At 72.6% G+C, this 24665-nt stretch carries 26 protein-coding genes; 11 read left to right on the top strand and 15 right to left on the bottom strand.

What is annotated here, in order from left to right; genetic code table 11:
* Nucleotides 1-136: 136 nt before the first annotated feature.
* The 12 genes from FE374_RS17365 to FE374_RS17310 form a co-directional block, all read right to left on the bottom strand.
* Nucleotides 137-1102 carry an alpha/beta fold hydrolase gene (locus FE374_RS17365; protein ID WP_139930591.1) on the bottom strand — a complete coding sequence of 322 codons (966 nt, stop codon included), beginning with the start codon at nt 1100-1102 and terminating at the stop codon, nt 137-139.
* Complete coding sequence (locus tag FE374_RS17360) at nt 1099-1851, bottom strand: SDR family NAD(P)-dependent oxidoreductase (RefSeq protein ID WP_139930589.1); 753 nt, start codon at nt 1849-1851, stop codon at nt 1099-1101. Before FE374_RS17360 ends, FE374_RS17365 begins: the two co-directional genes overlap by 4 nt.
* Nucleotides 1848-2492 carry a TetR/AcrR family transcriptional regulator gene (locus tag FE374_RS17355; RefSeq protein WP_139930587.1) on the bottom strand — a complete coding sequence of 215 codons (645 nt, stop codon included), beginning with the start codon at nt 2490-2492 and terminating at the stop codon, nt 1848-1850. The genes FE374_RS17360 and FE374_RS17355 overlap by 4 nt, the downstream gene beginning before the upstream one ends.
* On the bottom strand, nt 2489-4144 hold the full coding sequence (locus tag FE374_RS17350; RefSeq protein WP_139930585.1) for an AMP-binding protein: 1656 nt from the start codon (nt 4142-4144) through the stop codon (nt 2489-2491). The genes FE374_RS17355 and FE374_RS17350 overlap by 4 nt, the downstream gene beginning before the upstream one ends.
* Entirely contained in the window at nt 4141-5382 is a 1242-nt protein-coding gene (locus tag FE374_RS17345) for a branched-chain amino acid ABC transporter permease (RefSeq protein WP_139930583.1), read from the bottom strand. Before FE374_RS17345 ends, FE374_RS17350 begins: the two co-directional genes overlap by 4 nt.
* Nucleotides 5379-6251, bottom strand: coding sequence for a branched-chain amino acid ABC transporter permease (locus FE374_RS17340; RefSeq protein WP_139930581.1), 873 nt, complete (start codon nt 6249-6251; stop codon nt 5379-5381). Before FE374_RS17340 ends, FE374_RS17345 begins: the two co-directional genes overlap by 4 nt.
* Entirely contained in the window at nt 6248-7006 is a 759-nt protein-coding gene (locus FE374_RS17335; RefSeq protein ID WP_139930579.1) for an ABC transporter ATP-binding protein, read from the bottom strand. The genes FE374_RS17340 and FE374_RS17335 overlap by 4 nt, the downstream gene beginning before the upstream one ends.
* A complete protein-coding gene (locus FE374_RS17330) occupies nt 7003-7761 on the bottom strand; it encodes an ABC transporter ATP-binding protein (protein ID WP_139930577.1) in 759 nt (252 codons plus the stop codon). Before FE374_RS17330 ends, FE374_RS17335 begins: the two co-directional genes overlap by 4 nt.
* 154 nt (nt 7762-7915) lie before the next feature.
* Nucleotides 7916-9154: a substrate-binding domain-containing protein gene (locus tag FE374_RS17325; RefSeq protein ID WP_139930575.1), complete on the bottom strand. Its 1239-nt coding sequence runs from the start codon at nt 9152-9154 to the stop codon at nt 7916-7918.
* Between the two features lie 231 nt (nt 9155-9385).
* Complete coding sequence (locus tag FE374_RS17320) at nt 9386-9682, bottom strand: hypothetical protein (protein WP_139930573.1); 297 nt, start codon at nt 9680-9682, stop codon at nt 9386-9388.
* 22 nt (nt 9683-9704) lie between these two features.
* On the bottom strand, nt 9705-10028 hold the full coding sequence (locus FE374_RS17315; RefSeq protein WP_139930571.1) for a hypothetical protein: 324 nt from the start codon (nt 10026-10028) through the stop codon (nt 9705-9707).
* A gap of 118 nt (nt 10029-10146) precedes the next feature.
* Nucleotides 10147-10329, bottom strand: coding sequence for an antitoxin (locus FE374_RS17310; RefSeq protein WP_168205731.1), 183 nt, complete (start codon nt 10327-10329; stop codon nt 10147-10149).
* Between the two features lie 110 nt (nt 10330-10439).
* On the opposite strand from FE374_RS17310, the gene FE374_RS17305 reads away from it, so the two are divergent.
* Complete coding sequence (locus tag FE374_RS17305; protein ID WP_139930569.1) at nt 10440-11900, top strand: amidase; 1461 nt, start codon at nt 10440-10442, stop codon at nt 11898-11900.
* Here FE374_RS17305 and FE374_RS17300 read toward each other — a convergent pair.
* Nucleotides 11897-12202: an antitoxin gene (locus FE374_RS17300; protein WP_139930567.1), complete on the bottom strand. Its 306-nt coding sequence runs from the start codon at nt 12200-12202 to the stop codon at nt 11897-11899. The two genes, FE374_RS17305 and FE374_RS17300, sit on opposite strands and share 4 nt — an antisense overlap.
* A gap of 111 nt (nt 12203-12313) precedes the next feature.
* Between FE374_RS17300 and FE374_RS17295 the strand changes: the two genes are divergently transcribed.
* From FE374_RS17295 to FE374_RS17270, 6 genes are all read left to right on the top strand, one after another.
* Nucleotides 12314-13330, top strand: a complete 1017-nt coding sequence (locus tag FE374_RS17295) for a magnesium and cobalt transport protein CorA (protein ID WP_139930564.1) — start codon at nt 12314-12316, stop codon at nt 13328-13330.
* Nucleotides 13331-13408: 78 nt separating this feature from the next.
* Nucleotides 13409-16078 (top strand): ATP-dependent chaperone ClpB, encoded by a 2670-nt coding sequence (gene clpB / locus FE374_RS17290; protein WP_139930562.1) that lies wholly within the window; start codon nt 13409-13411, stop codon nt 16076-16078.
* Between the two features lie 69 nt (nt 16079-16147).
* Nucleotides 16148-16960: a serine hydrolase domain-containing protein gene (locus FE374_RS17285; RefSeq protein WP_139930560.1), complete on the top strand. Its 813-nt coding sequence runs from the start codon at nt 16148-16150 to the stop codon at nt 16958-16960.
* 203 nt (nt 16961-17163) lie between these two features.
* Entirely contained in the window at nt 17164-17946 is a 783-nt protein-coding gene (locus FE374_RS17280; RefSeq protein ID WP_139930558.1) for a glycerophosphodiester phosphodiesterase, read from the top strand.
* Nucleotides 17947-17964: 18 nt separating this feature from the next.
* Nucleotides 17965-18567, top strand: a complete 603-nt coding sequence (locus FE374_RS17275) for an LURP-one-related/scramblase family protein (RefSeq protein WP_139930556.1) — start codon at nt 17965-17967, stop codon at nt 18565-18567.
* A gap of 184 nt (nt 18568-18751) precedes the next feature.
* Complete coding sequence (locus tag FE374_RS17270) at nt 18752-19885, top strand: ScyD/ScyE family protein (protein WP_139930554.1); 1134 nt, start codon at nt 18752-18754, stop codon at nt 19883-19885.
* A 64-nt stretch (nt 19886-19949) separates the two neighbouring features.
* On the opposite strand, the gene FE374_RS17265 is transcribed toward FE374_RS17270, so the two are convergent.
* Nucleotides 19950-20732, bottom strand: a complete 783-nt coding sequence (locus FE374_RS17265; RefSeq protein ID WP_139930552.1) for an exodeoxyribonuclease III — start codon at nt 20730-20732, stop codon at nt 19950-19952.
* A gap of 37 nt (nt 20733-20769) precedes the next feature.
* Here FE374_RS17265 and FE374_RS17260 point away from each other — a divergent pair, with 37 nt between their 5' ends.
* The 3 genes from FE374_RS17260 to FE374_RS17250 all read left to right on the top strand — a co-directional run bounded on the left by FE374_RS17260 (nt 20770) and on the right by FE374_RS17250 (nt 22979).
* Entirely contained in the window at nt 20770-21549 is a 780-nt protein-coding gene (locus FE374_RS17260) for an SDR family NAD(P)-dependent oxidoreductase (protein WP_139930549.1), read from the top strand.
* A 10-nt stretch (nt 21550-21559) separates the two neighbouring features.
* A complete protein-coding gene (pyrE, locus tag FE374_RS17255) occupies nt 21560-22129 on the top strand; it encodes an orotate phosphoribosyltransferase (protein ID WP_139930547.1) in 570 nt (189 codons plus the stop codon).
* 76 nt (nt 22130-22205) lie between these two features.
* The gene (locus FE374_RS17250; RefSeq protein ID WP_139930545.1) at nt 22206-22979 is read left to right on the top strand and encodes a LemA family protein; all 774 of its coding nucleotides are present in this window, start codon (nt 22206-22208) and stop codon (nt 22977-22979) included.
* Between the two features lie 48 nt (nt 22980-23027).
* Here the strand turns inward: FE374_RS17250 and FE374_RS17245 are convergent, their stop codons facing one another.
* Entirely contained in the window at nt 23028-23768 is a 741-nt protein-coding gene (locus FE374_RS17245) for an HAD-IIA family hydrolase (protein ID WP_139931680.1), read from the bottom strand.
* A 191-nt stretch (nt 23769-23959) separates the two neighbouring features.
* Between FE374_RS17245 and FE374_RS17240 the strand changes: the two genes are divergently transcribed.
* The gene (locus tag FE374_RS17240) at nt 23960-24631 is read left to right on the top strand and encodes a TrmH family RNA methyltransferase (RefSeq protein ID WP_230978372.1); all 672 of its coding nucleotides are present in this window, start codon (nt 23960-23962) and stop codon (nt 24629-24631) included.
* The last annotated feature ends 34 nt before the right edge of the window (nt 24632-24665 follow it).

Here is a 24665-nt window from a genome sequence, read left to right as displayed (position 1 = left end):
CCGATTCACTGTGCCGTCCCCGCCTCGTCCGGGGAACCTCGATGTGCGAATGCCAGGTATGACCGCGATCGTTGCTTCGCTCCGCGACCCGCGTCTGGCGGGTCCGTCCGACGGAGAGGGGGCGTTGCGAGTCCGCTCATGGGGTGCTCGCTGCCAGGTGCCGCGTGATCTCGCGGACGACGGTGGCTGCGCCCGGGGGCGTCATGACGATCGTGTAGTGGTTGACGTCGGGCACCTCGACCGACCGTAGGGTGGGCAGCCGTCCGCGCCACTCTTCCACCGTTCCGGGCTGGTAGAGCGGGTTATCGGCCATGAGGCCGAACGGGGCGCGCAGGAACGTGGTCGGCACCGCGAGGGCGGACAGCGCCGGCAGCAAGGATTCCCCGGTGAACAGCTCGCGCTGATCGCCGGTCATCGCCTCGAGGCGGGCCGAGGCGCGGAAGACGCCGTCGACCGGCTCGAGGTCGTAGTCGAAGTAGCCGCCGAGGTCCTCTGCCCAGCACGTGGCGAACGCCGGATGGCTCCGCCAGAACTCTCGGTAGGCCGCGTGATCCGGAAAGCTCATGGCCAGCCGCTCGGCGGCCGGGCCGAGGACCGCCGTCATGGCGGCGTCGGCGTCCAGGCCCGCCGGCAGGGCCAGCGGCAGGCCACCGTCGACCAGGACGAGCGAGCGCACCAGGTCCGGGTGGCGGTGGGCCAGCACGACGGCGACGAAGGCGCCCATGGAGTGCCCGGCGACCACCACCTGCCGTGCGCCGACGTCGCGCGCCAGGGCGGCGACGTCGTCGGCGTGGCGCGCCATGCCGAACGGGCCGGTGAGTGTGTTCGAGCGGCCGCGGCCGCGCAGGTCGGGCGCCACCACCCGGGTCCCGGCCAGGGCCGGGGCCACCCAGTCCCAGGCGCGGTGCGTGGCTGTGATGCCATGGATCGCGAGGACGGTGGGGACGCCGTCCGAGGGCGCGCCGGGCTCGCCGTCGGTCGCCGCGCGGGACTCGTCATGGGCGCCGCGGGGCTCCCACACCCCGGCGTGCAGCATGCCGCCGTCGACGGCCACGTCGAGCTCCGTGTAGGTGTGCGTGCGGGGCGCGCTGTCGATGCTCATCGTGCGTGCCACCCCCCGTCCAGCGTGTAGGAACCGCCGGTGGCCATGCCCGCGTGCGGGCCGGTCAGCCACACCACCAGGGAGGCCACCTCCTCCGGCTCGACGAGGCGCTTGACCGACTGCTCGGTGAGCAGCACCTTCTCGACCACCTCGGCCTCGCTGATGCCGTGCACCCGGGCCTGGTCGGCGATCTGCTTCTCGACCAGCGCGGTGCGCACGTATGCCGGGTTGACGCAGTTGCTGGTGACACCGTGCGCGGCGCCCTCGAGGGCGGTGACCTTGCTCAAGCCCTCCAAGGCGTGCTTGGCGGTGACGTAGGCGACCTTGAAGGGTGACGCGATGAGGCCGTGAACCGAGGACAGGTTGACCACCCGGCCCCAGCCCCGGGCGTACATGTGCGGCAGGGCCGCGCGCACCAGGAGGAACGGTGCCTCGATCATGAGCCGCTGGATGCGGCGGAAGTCCTCGGGGTCGAACTCCTCGATGGGGCGCACCACCTGGATGCCGGCGTTGTTGACCAGCACGTCGGCCTCGAGCGCGAGCCCGTCGAGGGCGCGGGTGTTGTCGAGGTCCACCACCCAGGCCTCACCGTTCACCTCGTTGGCGACGGCGGTGGCGGCGGCTTCGTCCCGGTCCGCGACGACCACGTGCGCGCCCTCGGCGGCCAGGGCGCGGGCGCAGGCGGCGCCGATGCCGGCGCCACCCCCGGTGACGACGGCGCGGCGGCCGGCGAGGGACGTGGAGCTCATGAGGACCGTCCTTCCGTGGTGGACCCCTCGCCGGGCAGCGGCGTGAGGGCCCGTTCGATGAGGCGCATCGTCGACTCGAACACGTGCGGGGGCATGGTCGCGTGGCCGTTGCCGTTCTCGTGCTCCCACAGCACCCAGCGCAGGCCGACCAGCTCGCCGATGCCCATGAGCGCCCAGGCGGCGACCTCCGGCTCGATCGACTCGGCCAGCTCGCCGTGCTGCTGGGCGTCCTGCAGGCCGGCGACGTACCCGGCGGCGATGCGCTCGTAGTGCTCGCGGAGCACGTGCGGCGCGACGAACTCGGCCTGCCGCATGATGCGGTAGAGGGCCGGGTTGTCGGCGGTGAAGCGGAAGTAGGCGCGGAAGCCCTCCCGCTCCGCGGCCAGCCGGCCGGCCTGACCGTTGGAGGCCTCGAACATCGCCCGCCGCACGCGGGAGTTCAGGTCGCGGACCACCTCTTCGAACACCTCCTGCTTGGAGGCGAAGTAGAGGTAGAACGTCCCCTGGCCCACCCCGGCGGCCTCGGTGATCTTCACGATCGAGGCGTCGTGGTAGCCGCGCTCGGCGAAGACGGCGGTGGCGACCTCGAGGATCTTCGCGCGGGTGCGGCCACCGCGCTCGGTGCGGGGCAGGGCGCTCATCGGGCCGCCCCCTCGTCGCCGGAGACCAGCCGCAGTGCGGCCGCCGGCTGACCCGTCGCCGGCCGACCCACCACCGGGTGACCCGCCCCCGGCTGACCCGCGGGCGGCTCTCCCGCCCGGCCCGCGGTCGGTGCCGGGCGGGGGAGCGCGCCGCGCCGCACCTTGTGCAGGGCGGTACGGGGCAGCTGGTCGACGAAGTCGACCGTGCGGGGTGCCTTGAACGCGGCGAGCAGGGTGCGGGTGTGGGCGATGACCTGCTCGGAGGTCAGCCGCGACCCGGCCGCCCGGACCACGTACGCGTGCCCCACCTCGCCCCAGCGCTGGTCGAGCACACCGACCACGGCCGCCTCGAGGACCTCCGGGTGGGCTGTCAGGGCCGCCTCGACCTCGGCCGGCGCGATGTTCTCCCCGCCGGAGATGTAGATGTCCTTGATGCGGTCGACGACGCGGAAGAACCCCTCGGCATCGCGCTCGACGAGGTCCCCCGTGTGGAGCCAGCCGTCCCGCAGCGTCTCGGCGGTGGCCTCCGGGTCGCGGAAGTACCCGGCGAACACGTTCGGTCCGCGCACGAGCAGCTCGCCGCGGCCGCTCCCGGGCAGCACCTGCCCGGTGGCGGGGTCGGTGACGGTGACCTCCACGTGCGGGTAGGGCTTGCCCACCGACCCCAGGTGCGCGGCGGCGTCGGAAGCGGGCAGGGCGAGGACGTTCGGTCCGGCCTCGGTGAGGCCGTAGCCCTGGGTCACCCGGACTCCGCGATCGTGCCAGGTGCGCAGCAGCGCCGGGGGCATCGTGGCCCCCCCGACGACGGCGTGGGTCAGGCTCGACAGGTCGGCGTCGGCGAACGTGGGGTGCTCGGCGAGGAGCCGGTAGATGGTCGGTACGCCCATCGTGGTCGTGACCCCGTGCGCGGCGATCGCCGCCAGCGCCCGGCCGGCGTCGAACTCGGGCTCGAGGACGACGGTGGCGCCGGTCCACCACGCCAGCAGCGGCTGGATGTTCCACCCGCCCACGTGGAACTGGGGGAGCACGGCGAGGACGACGTCGTGCTCGGTCAGCCCGATCGCGCCGGAGAGGGACAGGTTGGTCCAGAAGCAGTTCGCGTGGGTGAGGATCGCGCCCTTGGGGGCGCTCGCCGTGCCGGAGGTGTAGACGATCAGCAAGGGGTCGTCGTCGGCCACCGGTCGCTGCGGCCCAGGCGGGGCGGGATCGGTTCGCACCGGGTAGGGGACGTGCTGCTCCACCCCGTCGGCGCCGAGGAGCTCGACGGCGGGGGCCGGGTCGAGCCCCGCGAGCGCGGCCCGGGCGCTGTCCGCGAGTGTGGCCTGGACCAGCACGAGGGCCGGGCGGGCGTGCCGCAGCTGGTAGCCCAGCTCGTCGGTCGACAGGCGCCAGGACAGGGGCACGAGGACGAGGCCGGCCTTGGCGCAGGCGAAGAAGAGCACGACGTGGTCGGTGCTGTTCCGGGTCAGCGTGGCCACCCGGTCCCCGCGGCCGTACCCGGCCCGGACGAGGCGCTCGGCCAGCGCGGTGGCGCGGGTGTCGAGGCGTGCGTAGGTGGTGGCGTGGCCACGTTCCTCGATCGCGACGGCGTCGGGACTGAGCCGGGCGCGGTCGGCGGTCCAGCGGCCGATGGTGTGCCGGTTGTCGCTCATGCGAGCTCCTCGAGGCGCTGCCGCTCGGTGCTCTCCGCGGCGGTCTCGCTGTGCGAGCCGGCGGCCCGGCGGCCCTTGCCGACGCGGCGTCTGCCGCCGTGCCCTGCGCCGCCGCGGCCCGTGCCGCTGCGCCCCGAGCCGCCGCGGCGCAGCCGGTCCACGGCGCCGGCGATGCCGCCGGGCATGAACAGCACCACCAGGATGAACAGGACGCCGAGGATGAACAGCGGCTCACCCAGCGGTACCCGCAGCACCGCCGGTAGGGAGTCCACGAACGCGGAGGAGGCGAAGACGCCCAGGCGCTGGTCGAGCAGCGTGTAGACGACAGCCCCGACGATGGCGCCCCACCGTGAACCGACACCGCCGAGCACGACCATGACGAGCACCGTGATCGTGAAGTCGGCGGAGGAGATCTGCGGTACGGCCTGGGACTGCAGCACGAGGTAGGCCATGCCGATGAGGGCGGCCAGGGCGCCGGCGATGACGAACGTGAGCAGCCGGATGAGGTACGGCTGCTGGCCGATGACCCGCACGCGCATCTCGTTCTCGCGGGTGGCCTCGACCACGTGACCGGCCCGGGAGCGCTGCACCCAGGTGACGACCACGTAGACCACGAGGAGCACCGCGAGCGCCACCCAGTAGATGGTGCGGGTGTTGACCACGCCGATGAGCGCGTCGGGCACGTTGGTGGTGCGCAGGCCCACGCCCTCCTCGCCGCCGGTGAGGCCAGCGGTGTTGCGGCGCGCCAGGACGTTGCCGGCCTGGGCGAAAGCCAGGGTGACCATCGCGAAGGAGACACCGCTGACCCGCAACGAGATGGCGCCCACCACGTTGGCCAGCACGATCGCGCCGACGAGCACGAGCGCCCCGGCGGTGAGCAGCCCCAGCTCCGTGCGGTCGAGCAGGATCGCCAGCCCGTACGCGCCGGCGGCGAAGTACAGGGCGTGGCCGAAGCTGAGCATGCCGGCGACGCCGTAGAGCAGGTGGTAGCTCAACGCCAGGGCTGCGAAGAGCAGGCACAGGGCCAGCAGGTGCAGGCTGCCGGGGGTGTAGGTCGGCCCGGGCAGCACGCCCGGCAGGGAGAGGTTGAGCAGCGGCAGGCAGAACATGACCACGGCCACGCCGATGCCCACCAGCCAGGGCGTCAGGCCCCGCCGGGACACCTGGCCGCCGCGGGCGCGGCGCGGCTCGGGCGTGGATGCGTCGGTGCGCTCGGGCGCGTGGGTTGAGGTGGTCATGCCTTCGCTCCCATCAGTCCGGAGGGTCGCAGCAGCAGGACGACGGCGAGGGCCAGCACCGCGATGAGGTCGCCCACGCCCCAGTAGTAGTTGGCGAACTGCTGGGGGATGGCCACGAGCACCGCTGCCGCGGCCGCCCCGCCCAGGGAGCCGAGGCCGCCGATGACGGTGACGATGAACGCAAAGATCAGCAGCGTGGCACCCAGGTGCGCGGAGACGTAGTCGAAGTACTGCGAGGCGAGCACACCGCCGAGGCCCGCGGCCGCGCCCCCGATGGCGAACACCAGGGTGAAGGAGCGGCGCACGTCGATGCCCAGCGCGGTGACCATGGCGCGGTTCTCCACGCCCGCGCGGATGATGAGCCCGAACCGGGTGAACTTGAGGAAAGCGACCAGCGCGGCCAGCACGAGCACGGCGACGGCGATCGCCAGGAAGCGGTCGTTGGGCACGCGAGCACCAAGGATGGTCGTGGTGCCGCTGAGCCACTCCGGCCCGGAGATGTTGATCGCGTCCGTGCCCCAGATGCCCTCGAACAGCGCCACGGTGGCCAGGCCCAGGCCGACCGTGACGAGCACCTGCTCGATGTGCCGGTTGTACAGCGGGCGGATGAGCAGGAGTTCGGTGAGGGCGGCGATGAGCGCCCCCGCCAGTGCCCCGACCAGCAGCGCGACCAGGAAGCCGGTCCACGTCCCTGGCCCGATGCGGCGGGCGACCTCCCAGCCCGCGAACGCGCCGAGGGTGAGGAACGAGCCGTGCGCGAAGTTGAGCACGCCCATCAGGCCGTAGATGAGCGACAGGCCCGAGGCGACGAGGAAGTACAGCGCCCCCAGGCCCAGTCCGGTGATCAGCAGCAGGACGATGGTGCTCACTTCACTCCTTCCGGGGCGGTGGCCGCGGCCACGGCGTCGGCGGCCACGGAGTCGGCGGTGTCGGCGTGGACGCCGAGCAGCCGGTGGACCGCCTCGGCGTCGGCGAGTAGGGCGCCCGCCTGGCCGGTGTGGACGACGCGGCCGGAGTCGATGACGACAACGTCGGCGGCGAGGCGCTCGATGACCGGCAGGTTCTGCTCGACGAGCAGGACCGGCACGGTGCGGGCCGCCTCCTCGAGCGCCTCGGCCACCTCGGTCACGATCTTGGGGGCCAGGCCCTTGGTCGGCTCGTCCACCAGCAGCAGCCGGTTGTCGTTGAGCAGCGCGCGGGCCAGGGACAGCATCTGCTGCTGCCCGCCGGAGAGCGTGCCGGCCCGCTGCCCGCCGCGCCGGACCAGGTCCGGGAACAGCTGCTCGACGAGGTCCCGCCGTGGGTGGGCGTCCCGCTCCGCCAGGCGCAGGTTCTCGGCCACGGTCAGAGAGCCGAAGACCTCACGGTCCTCGGGGACGTACCCGATGCCGCGCCGGACGATGCGGTGCGTGTCCTCCCGGTCGATCCGGACGCCGTCGAACACGACCTTCCCGGACCGGGCGATGAGACCCATCACCGCCTTCATCGTGGACGTCTTGCCCACCCCGTTGCGCCCGAGCACGGCGGTGACGCCGGTGGCGGGCACGGAGAACGTGATGTCCTCGATGACCGGCTGGCCGGCGATGGTGGCGGAGAGGTGCTCGACCTCGAGGATGGGGCTCATACGGGGGCTCCCAGGTAGGCGCTCTGCACGAGCGGGTCGGCCATGATCGCGTCGGGCTGGTCCAGGGCGAGGATGGTGCCCTGGTGCAGCACCGCGACCCGCTCGACCAGGCCGAGGACCACGTCGATGTGGTGCTCGACCATGAGCACGGTGCACTTGTGGTCGCGGTGCATGCGGCGGATGACCTCGCTCAGGCCCGGCACGTCGGCGCGGGCCACCCCGGCCATGGGCTCGTCCAGGAGGATGACCTTGGGGTCCATGGCCAGCAGGACGGCGATCTCGAGCTTCCGCTTGTCGCCGTGGGACAGGCCGCTGGCCGGTGCCTCGGCGAGGTCGGTCAGCCCCACCTCGTCCAGGTAGCCGGCGGCGAGGGTGGAGGCATGGTCGCCCCGGCGCGGGAAGCGCCAGACCGAGAGGTTCCCGCCGAGGTGCCGTTGGGCGGCCAGGCGCACGTTCTCGGCCACGCTCAGCCCGGGGAAGAGGTTGGAGGTCTGGAAGGTCCGGCCCAGCCCGGCCTTGGCCCGGCGGTGGATCGGCTCGTGGGTGATTTCGGTGCCCCCGAGAAGCACCCGGCCGGCCGTGGGGGCGTGGATCCCGGAGATCATGTTGAACAGCGTGGTCTTGCCGGCCCCGTTGGGGCCGATGACGCCGATCATCTCGCCCGGCGCCACCTCGAGGTTGACGTCGGTGAGGATCTTGGCGCCGCCGACCTGGAAGCTCAGGGACTCGACGGTGAGCGCGGCGGAACTGGGCATGGTGTCCTCTCGGGGCGCCGGGTGGCGTGCTCGGGGGCCGGGTGGCGTGGCGCCGGTGGTGCGGTCTGCGCGGGCGGCCGTCCGGAGCGGACGGCCGCCCGGTGTGGGGCGCGTCAGCCGGCCTCGGCCGAGGTCAGCTGGGCCTCGGACGAGGTCAGCCGGCCTCGGGCGGGGCGACGTCCTCCGCTGCCGCCTCGGAGACGAGCTCCGGCGTCCAGCCGCCGTTGCCGTCGGAGACGAGCTTGACCTGGAACATCGGCTGGATCAGGGCGTGGTCGCTCGCACGGATCGTGTAGCTGCCCTTGGGCCCGTCGAAGCTCCACCCCTCCAGCGCGGCGATCATGGCGTCGACGTCGTCGGCGCCGCCGGCCTCCTCGATCGCGCGGACGATCATCTGGGCGGCGGTGAAGCCGTCCGGGGTGAACAGGTCGGGCGTGCCACCGGCCGCCTCGACGTGCTCGACCATCGCGGCGTTGATCTCGTTGTCCGGCGCACCGGGGAAGTAGTGGTTGAGGAAGTCGATCTTGTCCGACGCCGCGCCGTAGGCGCCGAAGGTCGAGGCGTCGCCCAGACCGGTGACGACGGTGATGTCGTCGAGCACGCCCTGCTGGTCCAGGGCCTGCCACATCGCACCGGAAGTGGCGCCGGCCCAGGCCACGAACACCATGGTCGGTGCGGCGTCGCGCACCTGCGCGGCGAACGGGGTGAACTCGGTGACGTCCTCGGGCACCATCACCGAGGTCACCTCGGCGCCCTTGGCCCCGAGGACCGCCTGCACGGCGGCGAAGTTGCCCTGGCCGAATGCGTTGTCCTGGGCGAGGACCAGCACCTGCTGACCCTCGACGTCCACGAAGGAGCCGGCGGTGGCGACGTCCTGCAGGGACTGGCGACCGGAGCGGAAGGTGTAGTCGTTGATGCCGGTGATGGCGTCGGACGCCGCGGGGCCGGAGACGTAGAGCACCTTGTTCTGCTCGGCCTGCTCGGCCAGCGACAGGGCGATGCCGGAGGAGGCGGTGCCGCCGAGGATCGTGTAGCCCTGGCCGATGAGGTCACGGGCGAGGGTGACGGCGCGGTCGGTGTCGCCGCCATCGTCCTCGAACTTCACCTCCAGGGGGCTGCCGTTGACCTCGCCGGTGCCGTCGGTGGCGTAGTCCAGGCCGGCCTCGAATCCGTCGACGAAGGTCTCGCCGTACGCGGCGAGCGGGCCGGTGGTCGAGGTGATGATGCCGATGTTGATCGGCTCGCCGCCACCCTCGGCGGCTTCGGTGGTGGACTCGCTGGACCCGCTGGTGCTCTCGTTCCCGCCACCTCCGGTGGAGGGGGCGCACGCAGCCACGGCCAGCATGGTCGCGACGCCGAGGGTCAGCGCGAGGGACTTCCTTGTGGCTCGCATAAGACGCCTTCCTTAAGGGTGCACCTCCCAACCTGAGAGGTGATTCAGGTTGCATCTTGTGCGCCCGGTCACACGCTGTCAACAGGTTCGCCCACCACACCCGGTCACGATCCGGACACGGTCGGCCACACATCGCGGCCCGCACGCCTGGCGACGAGCGGCGGGCACCGCGGCGAACAGCAAGGAGCGACCGGCCCGTCTGGGCCGGTCGCTCCTGGACGGATCCTCGGGTCAGGGGGTGGGCGAGGGGGTGTCGTCGCTGGCCTGGCCCTCGTCGAAGCTGCCCTCGATGCCCTCCTCGGCGTCGAGGGTGGCGTCCGCCGCCTGGCCCTCGTCGAACCGACCGTGGACGCCTTCCTCCTTGGCGATCACCTCCTCGGCGACCTCGCCCTCGTCGTAGCGGCCGCGGGTGTGCTCGTCCTCGACGAGGCGTTCCTCGGCCACCTCGCCCTCGTCGTAGCGGCCGTGCGGCTCAGGCGGCGCGCCGGGTACGTGCTGGGCAGGGTCCTGCGGCTGGATCTCACTCATGGGGCACCTCGTCCAGTGGGGTTCAGAAGTCGGACCGGGACTCGTCGCCGGCGTCGTCGGAGTCGGCGTCGGGGGCTCGCGTCCCCTCGTCGTACCGGCCGTGCGGGCGCCGGACTCCGGCCGCGAGGTCCGCGTCCGTGGCCTGGCCCTCGTCGTACCGGCCGCGGAGCAGCTCGTCGGTGGAGGGATGCGTGGTGTCGGTCCGCTCGCCGTCGTCGTACCGGCCGTGGTGCCGGCCGAGCTCGGCCTGCAGATCCTCGTCCGAGGCCTGGCCCTCGTCGTAACGGCCGCGCCCGGGCGGTGCGGCTCGGGGCTCCTCGGCGTCCGGGTCGTGCTTCCTGGTCATGGCGTTCTCTCCGTTCTGGCCGGGGCTCGCCGCCACCTGAAGTCTCGTCCCGGTCCGACCGGGCTGCAACAGGGCGCGGTGAGATGGCCGGGCCACCGACCATGTCACGCTGTGCGTGCTACTCGTTGCCGAGTCGCTGGTCGGCGGCGTCGCCGCCCTTGTCCAGCTGCTCGTCGAACTTGCCGCCGGTTTTCTCGCTCGCCGCGTCCTTGGCCTTTTCGATGCCGGAGTCGCTGATCCCTTCGGCCTTCTCGCTGCCCGCGAGGTCCTTGGCCTTGTCGCCCAGGTCGCCGATGCTCATGGCTGCCGTCCCTTCATCGAACCGTCACGCCGGCCAGCGTCACGAGGTCGAGCCTCGCGCCGCACCGCCGGCCCTGCAACCGGACACCGGGCTGTGGTTAGCCTCGGGGCATGACCCAGATCCACGAGCTCTCCGCCCTCGACCTCGCCGCTGCCGTGCGGGCGGGGGAGGTGTCGCCGTCGGAGATCGCCGACCACACCCTCGAGCGGGCCCGCCGACTTGGCCCGCAGGTGGGGGCATTCGTCCACCTCGCCGAGAAGCGCGCCCACGCCCAGGCGGCCGAGGCGGAGGAACAGCTCTCCGCCGTCGGCACCGCCGCCCGCGACGACGGCGTCCTCCCGCCGTTCCTGGGCGTCCCGGCCCCGGTCAAGGACCTGACGATGGTGGCCGGCCTGCCGTTCGAGTGCGGCTCGGCCGCCTTCGCCGGCAACGTCGCGAGCGTGGACGACGGGGTAGTGACGCTGCTGCGCGCGGCCGGCACGCTCATGGTCGGCAAGACCACGACACCGGAGCTGGGTCTGCCGCCCTACACCGAGCCCGACGTCGCACCCCCGGCCCGTACGCCCTGGGACCTCACCCGGTCCGCCGGTGGCTCCAGCGGCGGTGCGGCAGCCGCCGTCGCGGCCGGCATCGTGCCGGTGGCCCACGGCAGCGACGGTGGCGGGTCGATCCGCATCCCGGCGGCCGCCACGGGCCTGGTGGGACTCAAGCCCAGCCGCGGCCGGATCTCTTCCGGGCCGTACGGCGTCGACGGCGCCGGGTTGGGCGTGAACGGCGTGCTCACCCGCACGGTGCGCGACACCGCGGCCTTCCTCGACGTGCTCGCCCCACCCTGGCCGGGTGACCACTACCTCCTGCCCGGCCCGCGCAGCACGTTCCTGCAGGCGTGCGACCAGCCACCCGCGCCGCTGCGCGTCGGCGTGCTCACCGAGCCGGTCAACGTCGCCGGGGCGCCGGTGCACCCCGGTGCCCGGGCCGCCGTCGACCGGGCCGCCCGGCTGCTCGAGGGCCTGGGCCACCACCTCGCGGAGGCGCCGGTGCCCTTCGCACCGGAGCAGTGGGACGCCTTCATGCCGCTGTGGGCCGTCGGGGTGCTGGGTGCGCCCGTGCCGCCCGAGCAGGAGGAGCTCCTGGTGCCGCTGACGCGGTGGATGCGCGAGCTCGGCCGGCGGTTCACCGGGGCGCAGTACGCCCAGGCGGTCACGGACGTCCAGCGCCTGACCCGGCAGACGGCGCTGGCCTGGTCCGCGTTCGACGTCATCCTCACGCCCACCCTCGCCCAGCCGCCGGCGCTGATCGGGGCCCTGCGCGACGACTCCGACCCGGCCGGCGACTTCGCGGCGCAGAAGGCCTTCACCCCGTGGACCTCGGCGTGGAACCTCATCGGGGCCCCGGCGATCTCCCTGCCCTTGCACCGGCAGGTGGTCGACGAGGGCGACGGCGCCCGCGAGCTGCCCTTCGGTGTCATGCTCGGCGCTCGGCTCGGGCAGGAGGAGACGCTCCTGGCGCTCGCGGCGCAGCTGGAGGCCGCCGACCCGTGGCCGATGTTCGCGCCCGGCGTCGAGGTCTAGCGGCGGCCCTCCTGACCCGTACCGGCTGTCACGGGCGGGCGGGGGTCCCCCCCTGCCCGCTCTCGTCGTCGGGGGTCTGGAAGGCTGCTGGGGTTGTCGGTGCCGATCTTGGTGTCGGCCATGTTCCGGGCACCGGCGATCTGCTGCTCGTACTTGCCGCCCGTGGCCTTGTCGGCCATCCCGGCGGCCTTCTCAAGCACGGTGTCGCTGACCGTCTCCGCCTTCTCCGAGCGCAACGCCTGCTGCACCTTCTCACTCTGGAAGGCGTCCTTGGCCTTCCGGGCCAGGTCGTCGAACCCCATGGCTTCCTCCCTCGTTCATTGTGGGTGCACGGTAGGTCGTCGAGGGGGGCCGCGCATCCGGGTGGGCCATGCGAGAGCGCATCCGGGTGCGTCGTGCGGGAAGGTTGCGTTATGACTGTGGTGGACAACGTCATCTACGTCGACGGCGCCCGGGCCGCCAGCCCGCCGACCCTCGAGGCGACCTTCGGGCTGCTGCGCGAGCACGGCGGCATGGCCTGGCTCGGTCTGTACCGGCCCGACGCCGCCGAGGTGCGCGCGGTTGCCCAGGAGTTCGACCTCCACGAGCTCGCCGAGGAGGACACCAACAAGGCGCACCAGCGGCCCAAGCTGGAACGGTACGGCCACACCTTGTTCACGGTGCTGCGCCCGGCCCGCTACGTCGACAGCACCGAGAAGGTCGAGTTCGGCGAGCTGCACGTCTTTACGGGGCCGAGCTTCGTCGTCACCGTCCGACACGCGGAGTCGCCCGACCTCGGCGAGGTCCGGCGCCGGCTGGAGCGCGAGCCCCACATGCTGCGGCTGGGACCCGAGGCCGTGCTGTACGCCATCCTCGACCAGGTCGTCGACGAGTACGCCCCGGTGGCCGCCGGGCTGGAGAACGACATCGACGAGATCGAGGACGAGCTCTTCAGCAGCGACCCGACGGTGTCCCGCCGCATCTACGAGCTGTCCCGTGAGGTGATCGCCTTCCAGCGGGCCACCCACCCGCTGCTGCCGATCCTGGAGAACCTCGAGCAGGGCTTCGACCGCTACGGGGTGGACATCGAGCTGCAGCACAAGCTGCGCGACGTCCACGACCACGCGCTGCGGATCGTCGAGCGCGCGGACTCCTTCCGCGCCCTGCTCCAGAACGCCCTCCTCGTCAACGCGACGCTCGTGGCCCAGCAGCAGAACGACGAGACGCGCCGGCTCACCGAGGCCAGCTATCTGCAGAGCGAGCAGGTCAAGCGCATCTCGTCCTGGGCGGCGATCCTGTTCGCCCCGACCCTCATCGGCACGATCTACGGGATGAACTTCCGCCACATGCCCGAGCTGGCCTGGGTTCTCGGGTACCCCCTTGCCCTGCTCGGCATGGTCGTCATGGGCACCGTGCTCTACCTGGTCTTCAAGCGGCACCGGTGGCTCTGAGTAAGTTGAGCGGAATAGACTCAACTTCGGAACGGTTGATCCGTACTGACTCTGAACTCTGATCGACCCGGAGGTCACATGGACACCAAGCTCACCACCAAGTCGCAGGAGGCGATCGCCGAGGCGATCCGCGCCGCGTCCACCGCGGGCAACCCGCAGCTGGAGCCCGCGCACGTGCTCGCCGCCCTGCTCCAGCAGGAGGGCGGGGTCGCCGCCGCCCTGCTCGACGCCGTCGGGGCCGACCGTGGCGCGATCGCCCAGCGCGTCCGCGCCTCGCTCGCCACGCTGCCCGGCGCGTCCGGCTCCTCGGTCGCCCAGCCGCAGACCTCCCGGGCGACGATGACGATGATCACCGACGCCGGCAACGAGGCCCGGGCCCTGGGTGACGAATACGTCTCCACCGAGCACCTCCTTGTCGCGCTCGCCGCGTCCACCAGCCCGGCCGGGGAGATCCTGCGCGCCGCCGGCGCCAACCGCGAGGGGCTGCTCGCCGCGCTGCCCACCGTGCGCGGCACGGGCAAGGTCACCTCGCCGGACCCGGAGGGCACCTTCAAGGCCCTGGAGAAGTACGGCCAGGACATGACCGCCGCCGCCCGCGACGGCAAGCTCGACCCGGTCATCGGCCGCGACGCCGAGATCCGTCGCGTCGTGCAGGTACTCTCCCGCCGCACCAAGAACAACCCCGTGCTCATCGGCGAGCCCGGCGTCGGCAAGACCGCCGTCGTCGAGGGCCTGGCCCAGCGGATCGTGGCCGGCGACGTGCCCGACTCCCTGCGCGGCAAGCGCCTCATCGCCCTGGACCTGGCCGCCATGGTGGCCGGCGCGAAGTACCGCGGCGAGTTCGAGGAGCGGCTCAAGGCCGTCCTGGAGGAGATCAAGAGCTCCGACGGCGAGGTCGTCACCTTCATCGACGAGCTGCACACCGTCGTCGGCGCCGGTGCCTCCGAGGGCTCCATGGACGCGGGCAACATGCTCAAGCCCATGCTCGCCCGCGGTGAGCTGCGCCTGGTCGGCGCCACCACGCTGGACGAGTACCGCGAGCGCATCGAGAAGGACCCGGCGCTGGAGCGCCGCTTCCAGCAGGTCTTCGTCGGCGAGCCCTCGGTGGAGGACACCGTCGCGATCCTGCGCGGCATCGCCCCGCGCTACGAGGCCCACCACAAGGTCCGCATCTCCGACGGCGCCCTGGTCGCGGCCGCGGCGCTCTCGCACCGCTACATCACCGGCCGCCAGCTGCCCGACAAGGCCATCGACCTCGTCGACGAGGCGGCGTCCCGGCTGCGGATGGAGCTCGACTCCTCCCCGATCGAGATCGACGAGCTCCGCCGCACCGTGGACCGGCTCAAGATGGAGGAGCTCGCCCTGGCGAAGTCGGACGACCCGGCCTCGCAGGAGCGACTCGAGAAGCTGCGCGCCGACCTCGCCGACCGGCAGGAGGAGCTGGCGAGCATGACCGCCCGGTGGGAGGCCGAGAAGGCCGGCCACAACCGGGTCGGTGACATCAAGGCCCAGCTCGACGCCCTGCGCACCGAGTCCGACCGGGCGCAGCGTGAGGGTGACCTGGAGACCGCCTCGCGGCTGCTGTACGGAGAGATCCCCACGCTCGAACGCGAGCTCGCCGCCGCCGAGCAGGCGGAGGAGGCGGGGGCGGTGGAAGGGGCGGCGACGCGCCAGGCCCCGATGGTCACCGACCACGTCGGCCCGGACGAGGTCGCCGAGGTGGTGGCCACCTGGACCGGCATCCCCGTCGGCAGGCTGCTCCAGGGTGAGACCGAGAAGCTCCTCCACATGGAGGACGTCATCGGTCAGCGCCTCATCGGTCAGCGCACGGCCGTGCGCGCCGTGTCCGACGCGGTGCGCCGCTCGCGGGCCGGCGTCGCCGACCCCGACCGGCCCACCGGCTCCTTCCTCTTCCTCGGGCCCACCGGCGTGGGCAAGACCGAGCTGGCCAAGTCCCTGGCGGACTTCCTCTTCGACGACGAGCGCGCCACGGTGCGCATCGACATGTCGGAGTACTCCGAGAAGCACTCGGTGGCCCGGCTCGTCGGTGCCCCGCCGGGGTACGTCGGCTACGAGGAGGGCGGCCAGCTCACCGAGGCGGTCCGCCGTCGGCCCTACGCCGTCGTGCTGCTGGACGAGGTGGAGAAGGCCCACCCCGAGGTCTTCGACATCCTCCTGCAGGTGCTCGACGACGGTCGGCTCACCGACGGCCAGGGCCGCACGGTGGACTTCCGCAACACCATCCTCGTGCTGACCTCGAACCTTGGCTCGCAGTTCCTCGTCGACCAGAGCCTGGACGAGGCCGCCAAGCGTGAGGCCGTGATGGCCGCGGTGCGGGTCAGCTTCAAGCCGGAGTTCCTCAACCGGCTCGACGACGTCGTCATCTTCGACGCGCTCAGCCTCGACGAGCTCGGCTCGATCGTGGACCTGCAGGTGGACCGGCTGGCCCTGCGGCTGGCGGAGCGCCGCCTGCGGCTGGAGGTGACCGACGCCGCCCGCGAGTGGCTGGCGCTGGAGGGCTACGACCCAGCGTACGGCGCCCGGCCGCTGCGCCGGCTGATTCAGCGGGAGATCGGCGACACGCTCGCCAAGATGCTCCTGGCCGGCGAGGTCCACGACGGCGACACGGTCACCGTGGACCGGGCGGACATCGACCCGGCCGCGGCCCTGGCCCAGACCGGCTCGCTGCCCGAGGGGCAGGGGCTGGTCCTCACCGTGGCGACGCCGGAGGGCGCCGTCCGGACGTGACGGTGGGCCGACGGGCGCGGGGCGTCGCCGGAGGGCGGCGCCCCCGCGACGTCGTGGCACCCTGGTCCCGTGACGACCTTCGAGGCACTGCGCGACCTGGACTTCCCCGTCGGGGTGGTGGTGACGGACGCCGACGGCGTCGTGGCCACCTATGGCGAGACGGGCACCGTGTTCCGGTGGGCGTCGGTGACCAAGCTCGTGTCGGCGCTGGCCACCCTGGTCGCGGTGAAGCGCGGGCTGGTCGGCCTCGACGACCCCGCCGGGCCCGAGGGTGCCACGGTGCGGCACCTGCTCGCGCACGCCTCCGGAGTGCCCTTCGACGCCGGCGCCACGATCTCCCCGGTCGGACGTCGGCGGGTGTACTCCAACTACGGCATCGAGCTCGTGGCCGAGCACGTGTCCGAGCAGGTAGGCGCCGACTTCACCAGCTGGGCCGAGGAGACGGTCATCGACCCGCTCGGGATGTCCACCGTCCTGATCGAGGGCTCACCCGCGCACGCGGCCAGCGGCTCGGCGGAGGACCTTGCCCGGCTCGGGCGTGAGCTGCTCGCGCCCACCTTGCTCGACGACGAGCTGTTCGCCGAGGCGACGCAGGTCGTCTTCCCGGGCCTGTCCGGGGTGCTGCCCGGCTTCGGCCGCCAGGAGCACAACGACTGGGGACTCGGGTTCGAGATCCGCGACCACAAGTCCCCGCACTGGACCGGGGCGAGCTCCTCGCCGCGCACGTTCGGCCACTTCGGCCAGTCGGGCAGCTTCCTGTGGGTGGACCCCGACGCCCAGCTGGCGGCCGCGTTCCTGGGGGCGAAGCCGTTCGGGGAGTGGGCCGGCCGCACCTGGCCACGGCTGACCGACGCGATCCTCGCCGACCACGCCCGGGCGTAGGTCTCTGGTACTTCTGCCCCGCGCGGACCGCAGCGCCCCAGTGTCCGCAGCGCGAGAATTCCTCGACAGGTGAGCGGTGAGCGACGCGGCGCGAGACCACGGCTGAACGTCTCGGGAACAGTTGTCGTCAGCCCGGGGCGGACGCCGCTCGTGTGACGTCGCGGAACTAGCGTGGCGGCGTCGCCTCAGAGAACGGAAGCCGCATGACCACCACGGACCTCGATCCTCGGCCGGACGGACAGCCCGCCACCACCGGTCTCCCGCTCGTCATCGCGCACCGCGGGAACTCCTCGGTGGCGCCCGAGAACACCCTCGCCGCGCTCGAGTCGGCCTGGCGGGTGGGCGCCGACGTCATCGAGATCGACCTGCAGCTGACGGCGGACGGCGTCGCCGTCGTCATCCACGACGAGACCGTGGACCGCACGACGAACGGCGCCGGCCGGGTGGACCGGCTCACCGCGGCTCAAGTGGCCGACCTCGACGCGGGCGACTGGTTCTCGGACCACTTCGGCGGGCAGCGGGTGCCGACGGGGGAGGACCTGCTCGCGTTCTTCGTCGCGCACCCTCCGATCTGTCTGCTCGCGGAGTTCAAGGGCCCGTGGGGCACTGAGGAGGTGCGCCAGGTCACCGACGCCGTCGATCTCATGGGGCTCGCCGACCGCATGGTCGTGCAGAGCTTCGACGTCGCCACCGTCGAGGCGCTGCGCGCCGCCGCGCCGGAGCTGCCGCGCGGCCTGCTCGTCGACGAGCTGCCCGAGGACCTCCTCGCCCTGTGCCGGGAGCTTCGCGTCATGACCCTGAATCCCTCCGGGCGGCTGCTGCGGCGCGAGCCCGACCTCGTCGACGCGCTACACGGCGAGGGCTTGCGGACCATGGTGTGGACGCTGGACGAGCCCGCCCACTGGGCGGCCGCCGTCGCCGCCGGCGTGGACGGCATCATCACCGACCGCCCCGACCGGCTGCGCGGCTGGCTCGCCGCCCGCTGACAGGGCCAGACTCCCCCCATGACGACGCTGCCCGTGCACCACGTTCCCCAGTTCTTCGTCCGGCAGCACCTCACCATGATGGTGAACCGGTACGAGGTGCTCGCGGCCAACCCTGACGGTGCGGAGGGCCCGCTGCTGGCGTTCGCGGAGCAGAAGCGCATGGCCATGAAGGAGCACGTCACCTTCTACACCGACCGGGACAAGCAGCGGCCGGTGTTCTCCTTCAAGGCCCGCAAGGTGATCGACCCTAGCTCCGGCTACGACGTCTGGGACGCTGCCGGGCAGCCGATCGGCTTCTTCCGCAAGGACTTCAAGGCGAGCTTGGTCCGCTCCACCTGGCACGTGTCCGGGTCGGGCCTGGAGGCCCGCGGCACGGAGCGGAACCGGGGCGTGGCCGTCCTGCGGCGGGTGTGGGACTTCATCCCGGTCCTGGGGGAGACCTGGGTGCCGTTCCTCTTCCACTTCGACTTCACCGACAACGCCACGGGCCAGACCGTGATGAGCTCCCAGAAGCACGTGGCGGTGCGGGACCGGTACACGATCACCGTGCCCGACCCACGGCTGGACTTCCGCCTGGCCGTCTCGATCGCCGTCGCGCTCGACGCCCTGCAGAGCCGCTGACGAGGCCAACCCCCCACCTACCGCCCCGGCTCGCCCCCGCTCACCCCGCACTCACTCCCTCCGTTGACCCCACCCGGCGGCGCCTCGTTTACTTCCCTCACCGCAGGCGGCAGCGACGCGTGCCCTCCCAACCCAGACCCGCCCGGCGCGCCAGCCCGGGTCGGCCGGCGGCCGGAGGTGCGTCATGCGTCGAACCCGTCTCTCCCTCGCCGCCGCAGGGGCGGCCTGTGCCGTCGTCGCCCTGGGGGCGGCGCCCGCCCTGGGCCACGGTGGCGGCAGTGAGGAGAACCCCGAGGTGGTCGTCAGCGGACTGGACGGGCCGCGCGGCCTGGCGCTGGGCTGGCACGGGGACCTCTACGTCGCGCAGGCCGGCCGGGGCGGTGACGGACCCTGTATCGCGGGGCCCGAGGGGCCCACGTGCTTGGGCGACACGGGCAAGATCTCACGGGTCGATGTCCGGCGGGGGAAGGTCCACGACGTCGTCACCGGGCTCCCCTCGCTCGCCGCCGAGGACGGCTCAGCCGCCATCGGCCCGTCGGACGTCGCCTTCGACCGACACGGCAAGCTGCACGCCACGGTCGGCCTCGGCAACAACCCCGAACTGCTGGCCGACCTCCTGGCCGACGGGGCGGACGAGGACCTCGTCGAGCAGCTCGCCTCGGTCAACCGGGTCCGCCACGGCGAGCTGCACGAGTACGCCGACATCGCCGACTTCGAGCTCGACAAGAACCCCGAGGACAGCGACCTCGACACCAACCCTCACTCGTTGACGTTCACCCGCAAGCTCACCGTGGTCGCCGACGCCGGTGGCAACTCGCTGCTCGGCGTGCGGCCCGACGGCAAGATCGTCACCCTCGCCACCTTCCCGCAGGAGGCCGAGGTGGACAACCCGCTCGCCCCGGGCACCAAGATCGCGCCGGACCCGGTGCCCAACGCAGTCGTCAAGGGCCCGGACGGCGCCCTCTACGTCGGCCAGCTCACTGGCTTCCCGTTCGTCACCGGCACGGCAACCGTCTGGCGGATCGTGCCAGGTGAGAAGCCGACCGTGTATGCCGACGGCTTCACGAACGTCATCGACCTCGCGTTCACCGAGGACGGCAACCTCCTCGTGCTGGAGATCGCCCAAAACGGTCTCGCCTCGGACGACACGACCGGCGCCCTCTTCGAGGTCAACCGCAAGCACACCGACGACCACAAGCTGCTCACCGACGACCTGACTCTGCCGGGCGGGCTGGCCGTCCACAAGGACACCGTGTACATCTCCAACCAGACGATCGTCCCGGGCCAGGGCGAGATCCTGCGGTTCGAGCTCGACTGATCAACGGCGTGAGCAACTGACATCTCGCGAGATGTCAGTTGCTGACGGGTCAGCTGGCCACCGTTCAGTCGATGTCGATGACCACCGGGACGTGGTCGCTGGGTGCCTTGCCCTTGCGCTCGTCCCGGTGGATCGTCGCGCCAACGACGTGCGCGGCGAGCTCGGGGGAGGCGTGGACGAAGTCGATGCGCATGCCCTCGTTGCGGGGGAAGCGCAGGCGCTGGTAGTCCCAGTACGTGTACTGCTGGGGCACGAAGGTGCGGGTCACCTCCGCGAAGCCGGCGTCCTCCAGGGCGCGGAACGCCGCCCGCTCCGGCTCCGAGACGTGCGTGGCCCCTTCGAACACCGACATGTCCCACACGTCCGTGTCCAACGGGGCGATGTTCCAGTCGCCCACTAGGGCCACCTCCGCGTCCGGGTCCGCCGCCAGCCAGCCGCCGGCGGCCGCCCGCAGGGCGGCGAGCCACTCCAGCTTGTAGCGGTAGTGCGGGTCCTCGAGCGTGCGGCCGTTGGGCACGTACAGGCTCCACACCCGCACGCCGTCGCAGGTGACGCCGATGGCCCGCGCCTCCGCCGCGGCCGGCTCACCCCACGTGGGCATGCCGGGGAAGCCGATCTCGATCTCTTCGAGCCCCACCCGGGAGGCCACCGCGACACCGTTCCACTGGCTCAGCCCGTGGTGGGCCACCTCGTAGCCGGCGGCCTCGAACGCCAGCGCCGGAAACTGGTCGTCGCGGCACTTGGTCTCCTGCATCGCCAGCACGTCCGTGCCGGAGCTCTCCAGGAACGCCAGGACCCGGTCCACCCGGGTGCGGATCGAGTTCACGTTCCACGTCGCCAGCCTCATGGGGCCGACCGTACCGGCCAGCACCTACGCTGCCGGAATGGGAACCGCACTCGTGACCGGCGCCACCTCGGGCATCGGCCTGGAGCTCGCCTGGCAGCTGGCGGCGAACCGGCACCGGCTGGTGCTCGTCGCCCGCGACTCCGGCCGACTGGAGACCCTGGCCGGGCAGCTCCGCGCCGCAGCCGGGGTCGAGGTCGAGGTCCTGCGGGCCGATCTCGCCACCGCCGCCGGCCGCGACGCCGTCGTCGCCCGGCTACGCCAGGACGACGCGCCGGTGGGCCTGCTGGTGAACAACGCCGGCTTCGGCCTCGGCCAGCACTTCCTCGGTGGCGACCTCGCCCGCGAGGAGGAGGCGATCGAGGTCATGGTCCGCGCGGTGCTGGAGCTGTCCAAGGCCGCCGCCGAGGCGATGGTGCCGCGCGGGCGCGGGGCGATCCTCAACGTGTCCTCGATGTCCGCGCTCACCACCATGGGCACCTACGCCGCCCACAAGGGCTGGGTCCTCACCTTCACCGAGGCCCTGGCCGGTGAGCTGGCCGGCACCGGGGTGACCGCCACCGTGGTGTGCCCGGGCCTGGTGCGCACCGAGTTCCACGACCGGGCCGGTCTCGAGGCGGCCACCTGGCCCGCCCCGGCTTGGATCGACGTCGAGAAGGTAGCCACCGCCGCATTGGCGGGGGTGCGCCGCGGGGACGTGGTGGTCGTCCCGTCGCTGCGCTACCGGGTGGCGGCCGCGGCGCTGCGGCACGCCCCGCGTGCCCTGGTGCGCGCGGTCGCCGGGCCGGCCGCCAGCGGACGGGCGATGACCGCCCGTTAGGCTTGCGGCCGTGACCTCCAACGACACCCCACGCACGCGGCTCGCCGCCCTGGTCCGTGAGCTCGCCGTGGTCCGCGGCGAGGTCACCCTGGCGTCCGGCCTGACGTCCGACTTCTACGTCGACATGCGCCGCGCCACCCTCCACCACGCGGCCGCGCCGCTCATCGGCCACGTCATGCTCGACATGCTCGAGGAAGCCGGCCTCGGCCCGGACGAGGTCGACGCCGTCGGCGGCCTGACGATGGGCGCCGACCCCGTCGCCACCGCGATGCTGCACGCGGCGGCCTCCCGTGGGCTGGACCTGGACGCGTTCGTCGTCCGGAAGGAGGTCAAGTCCCACGGCATGCGACGGCGCATCGAGGGCCCCGATGTCGGCGGGCGCCGCGTGGTGGTCCTGGAGGACACCTCCACCACCGGGGGCAGCCCCCTGGCGGCGATCGAGGCGCTGCGTGAGGTCGGCGCCCAGGTGCTCGCCGTCGCCGTCGTCGTGGACCGGGCCACCGGCGCACGCGAGGCGATCGAGGCGACCGGGGTGCCGTACCACGCCGCCCTGGGCGTGGCGGACCTCGACCTGGACTGAGCACGGCCCACCGGGGCCGCGATGCAGCGGACGCCCGTGTGGTTCAATCACGCCAGACCTGGGGACGGGAGAGCCGATGGACGCGCTGGTGGTGGGCCTCGTCGTGGCCGGTGTCATCGTGGTGGTCGTGCTGCTGTGGGCGGTCGCGACGTTCAACGGCTTCGTCCGGCTGCGCAACCTCGTGCAGGAGGCCTGGCGGCAGATCGACGTCGAGCTGCACCGCCGCTACGACCTCATCCCGAACCTCGTGGAGACCGTCAAGGGCTATGCCGCGCACGAGCGGTCCGCGCTCGACGAGGTCACCCGGGCCCGCGCGGCGGTGGCCACGCCGGCCGCGGGGCCGGCCCAGCGCGCCGAGCAGGAGAACGCGCTGACGGCCGCGCTCGGGCGGCTGATCGCCGTGGCCGAGGCCTACCCTCAGCTGCGGGCCGCGGAGCCCTACCAGCGGCTGCAGGCGGAGCTGACCAACACCGAGGACCGCATCGCCGCGGGCCGGCGGTTCTACAACGCCAACGTGCGCCAGCTCAACACCAAGACCGAGAGCTTCCCCGCCAACCTCATCGCGTCCGTGTTCGCGTTCCGCCGCGCGGAGTACTTCGAGGCCAACGACCCCGCGGTGCGCACCGCCCCCGCGGTCACCTTCACCGACCCGACCACCGCGGCGGCGTACGCGCCGGGCGGGCACCGGCCCGTGCCGGCGGAGTCCACCCCCGGGTTCGGCGGGCAGCGCGGCGGGTTCGACCCCGCCCGCGACGCCGGCCGACCGGTCGACGGCGCCGCGCCGGCGGCCGGGGCCCCGGACGGGGCGTGGCCGGCCGGCTCGGGCGTGGAGGACTGGCCGCCGCGCTAGCAGGTTGCGTCCCGGCAGCCGACTGGGTCGGATGAGGGAACGGCGGTCTTAGATGAGCTCGACGAGGTCCGCGATCGACTGGCGGACCTCGCTGGGCCGGAACGGGTACTTCTCCACGTCGTGGGCCTCGGTGGAGCCGGTGAGCACCAGGAACGTGTGCAGGCCCGCCTCCATCCCGGCCAGCACGTCGGTGTCCATGCGGTCCCCGACCATCGCCGTCGTCTCCGAGTGGGCCTCGATGCGGTTCAGGGCGGCCCGGATCATCACGGGGTTGGGCTTGCCGATGAAATAGGGCGTGCGCCCGGTGGCCTTGGTGATCAGGGCGGCCACCGCGCCGGTGGCCGGCAGCGGCCCCTCCTGGGAGGGCCCGGTGGCATCGGGGTTGGTGGCGATGAACCGTGCCCCGCCCTCAACCAGCCGGATCGCCCGGGTGATCGCGGAGAACGAGTAGGTGCGGGTCTCCCCGAGGATGACGTAGTCCGGGTCGGTGTCCGTCATGGTGTAGCCCGCCCCGTACAGGGCGGTGGTCAGGCCCGCCTCACCGATCACGTAGGCGCTGCCGCCGGGCAGCTGCTGGTGGACGAAGCTCGCGGTGGCCAGCGCCGACGTCCAGATCCGCTCCTCCGGCACCGGAATGCCCGAGGCGGCCAGGCGGGCCGCGAGGTCGCGAGGGGTGAAGATCGAGTTGTTCGTCAGGACCAGGAACGGCCGGTCCAGCTCGGTGAGCCGCGCGATGAACTCCGGCGCCCCGGGCAGCGCGCTGCCCTCGTGGACGAGGACACCGTCCATGTCTGTCAGCCAGCTGCGGATCTCGGTCAACGGGTGCCTCCCAGGCGCACGTGGTCAGGGCTCGTCCGTGCCCACGGCGCGACGCCTCACCTCCGACCCTACCGACGACGGCGGCACCCGCCCGGGTGGGACGGCTCACGTTCCCACGCCGGTAGACCGTGACCGGGCGAGCGTCCAGTACCGTCGCCGGCGTGCTCGAAGAGACTTCATCCCGTGCCACCCGCGTGACGCCCCCTGAGCCGGCCGACGCCGTCGGGGTCGGGCCCTGGCCCGGTGGCGAGGCGGACTGGCCGGCCGACCGTCGCTACGACCGTGAGCTGCTTGCCCACGGTGACCGCCGCAACGTGGCGGACCGGTACCGGTACTGGACGATCGAGGCGATCGTGGCCGACATCGACACCCGCCGGCACCCGCTGCACGTCGCGATCGAGAACTTCGCGCACGACATGAACATCGGCTCCGTGGTGCGCACGGCGAACGCCTTCGCCGTCGCCGCGGTGCACATCGTGGGCCGGCGTCGCTGGAACCGGCGCGGAGCCATGGTGACCGACCGCTATCAGCACCTGCACCATCACGAGGACGTCGCCGGGCTGCTCGCCTGGGCGGAGATGGCCGGCCTGCCCGTCCTCGGTATCGACAACGTGCCGGGCTCCCTCCCGATCGAGGGCCGCCCGCTGCCGGGGCCCTGTGTGATGCTCTTCGGTCAGGAGTCCGCCGGGCTCAGCGCGGAGGCGCGCGCCGGCTGCACCGAGATCCTGCACATCACCCAGTACGGCTCCACCCGTTCCATCAACGCCGGTGCCGCGGCCGCCGTCGCCATGCACGCGTGGATGGTGCAGCACGCCGGCCCGGCACCGGAGTAGAGCCGGCCCGGCACCGCAGTCGAGCCGGCCGGCC

This window comes from Georgenia yuyongxinii (genome assembly GCF_006352065.1).
Lineage (GTDB): Bacteria > Actinomycetota > Actinomycetes > Actinomycetales > Actinomycetaceae > Georgenia > Georgenia yuyongxinii.
Note: the sequence above shows the minus strand (reverse complement) of the source record. Positions and strands in the feature narration are given on the sequence as shown.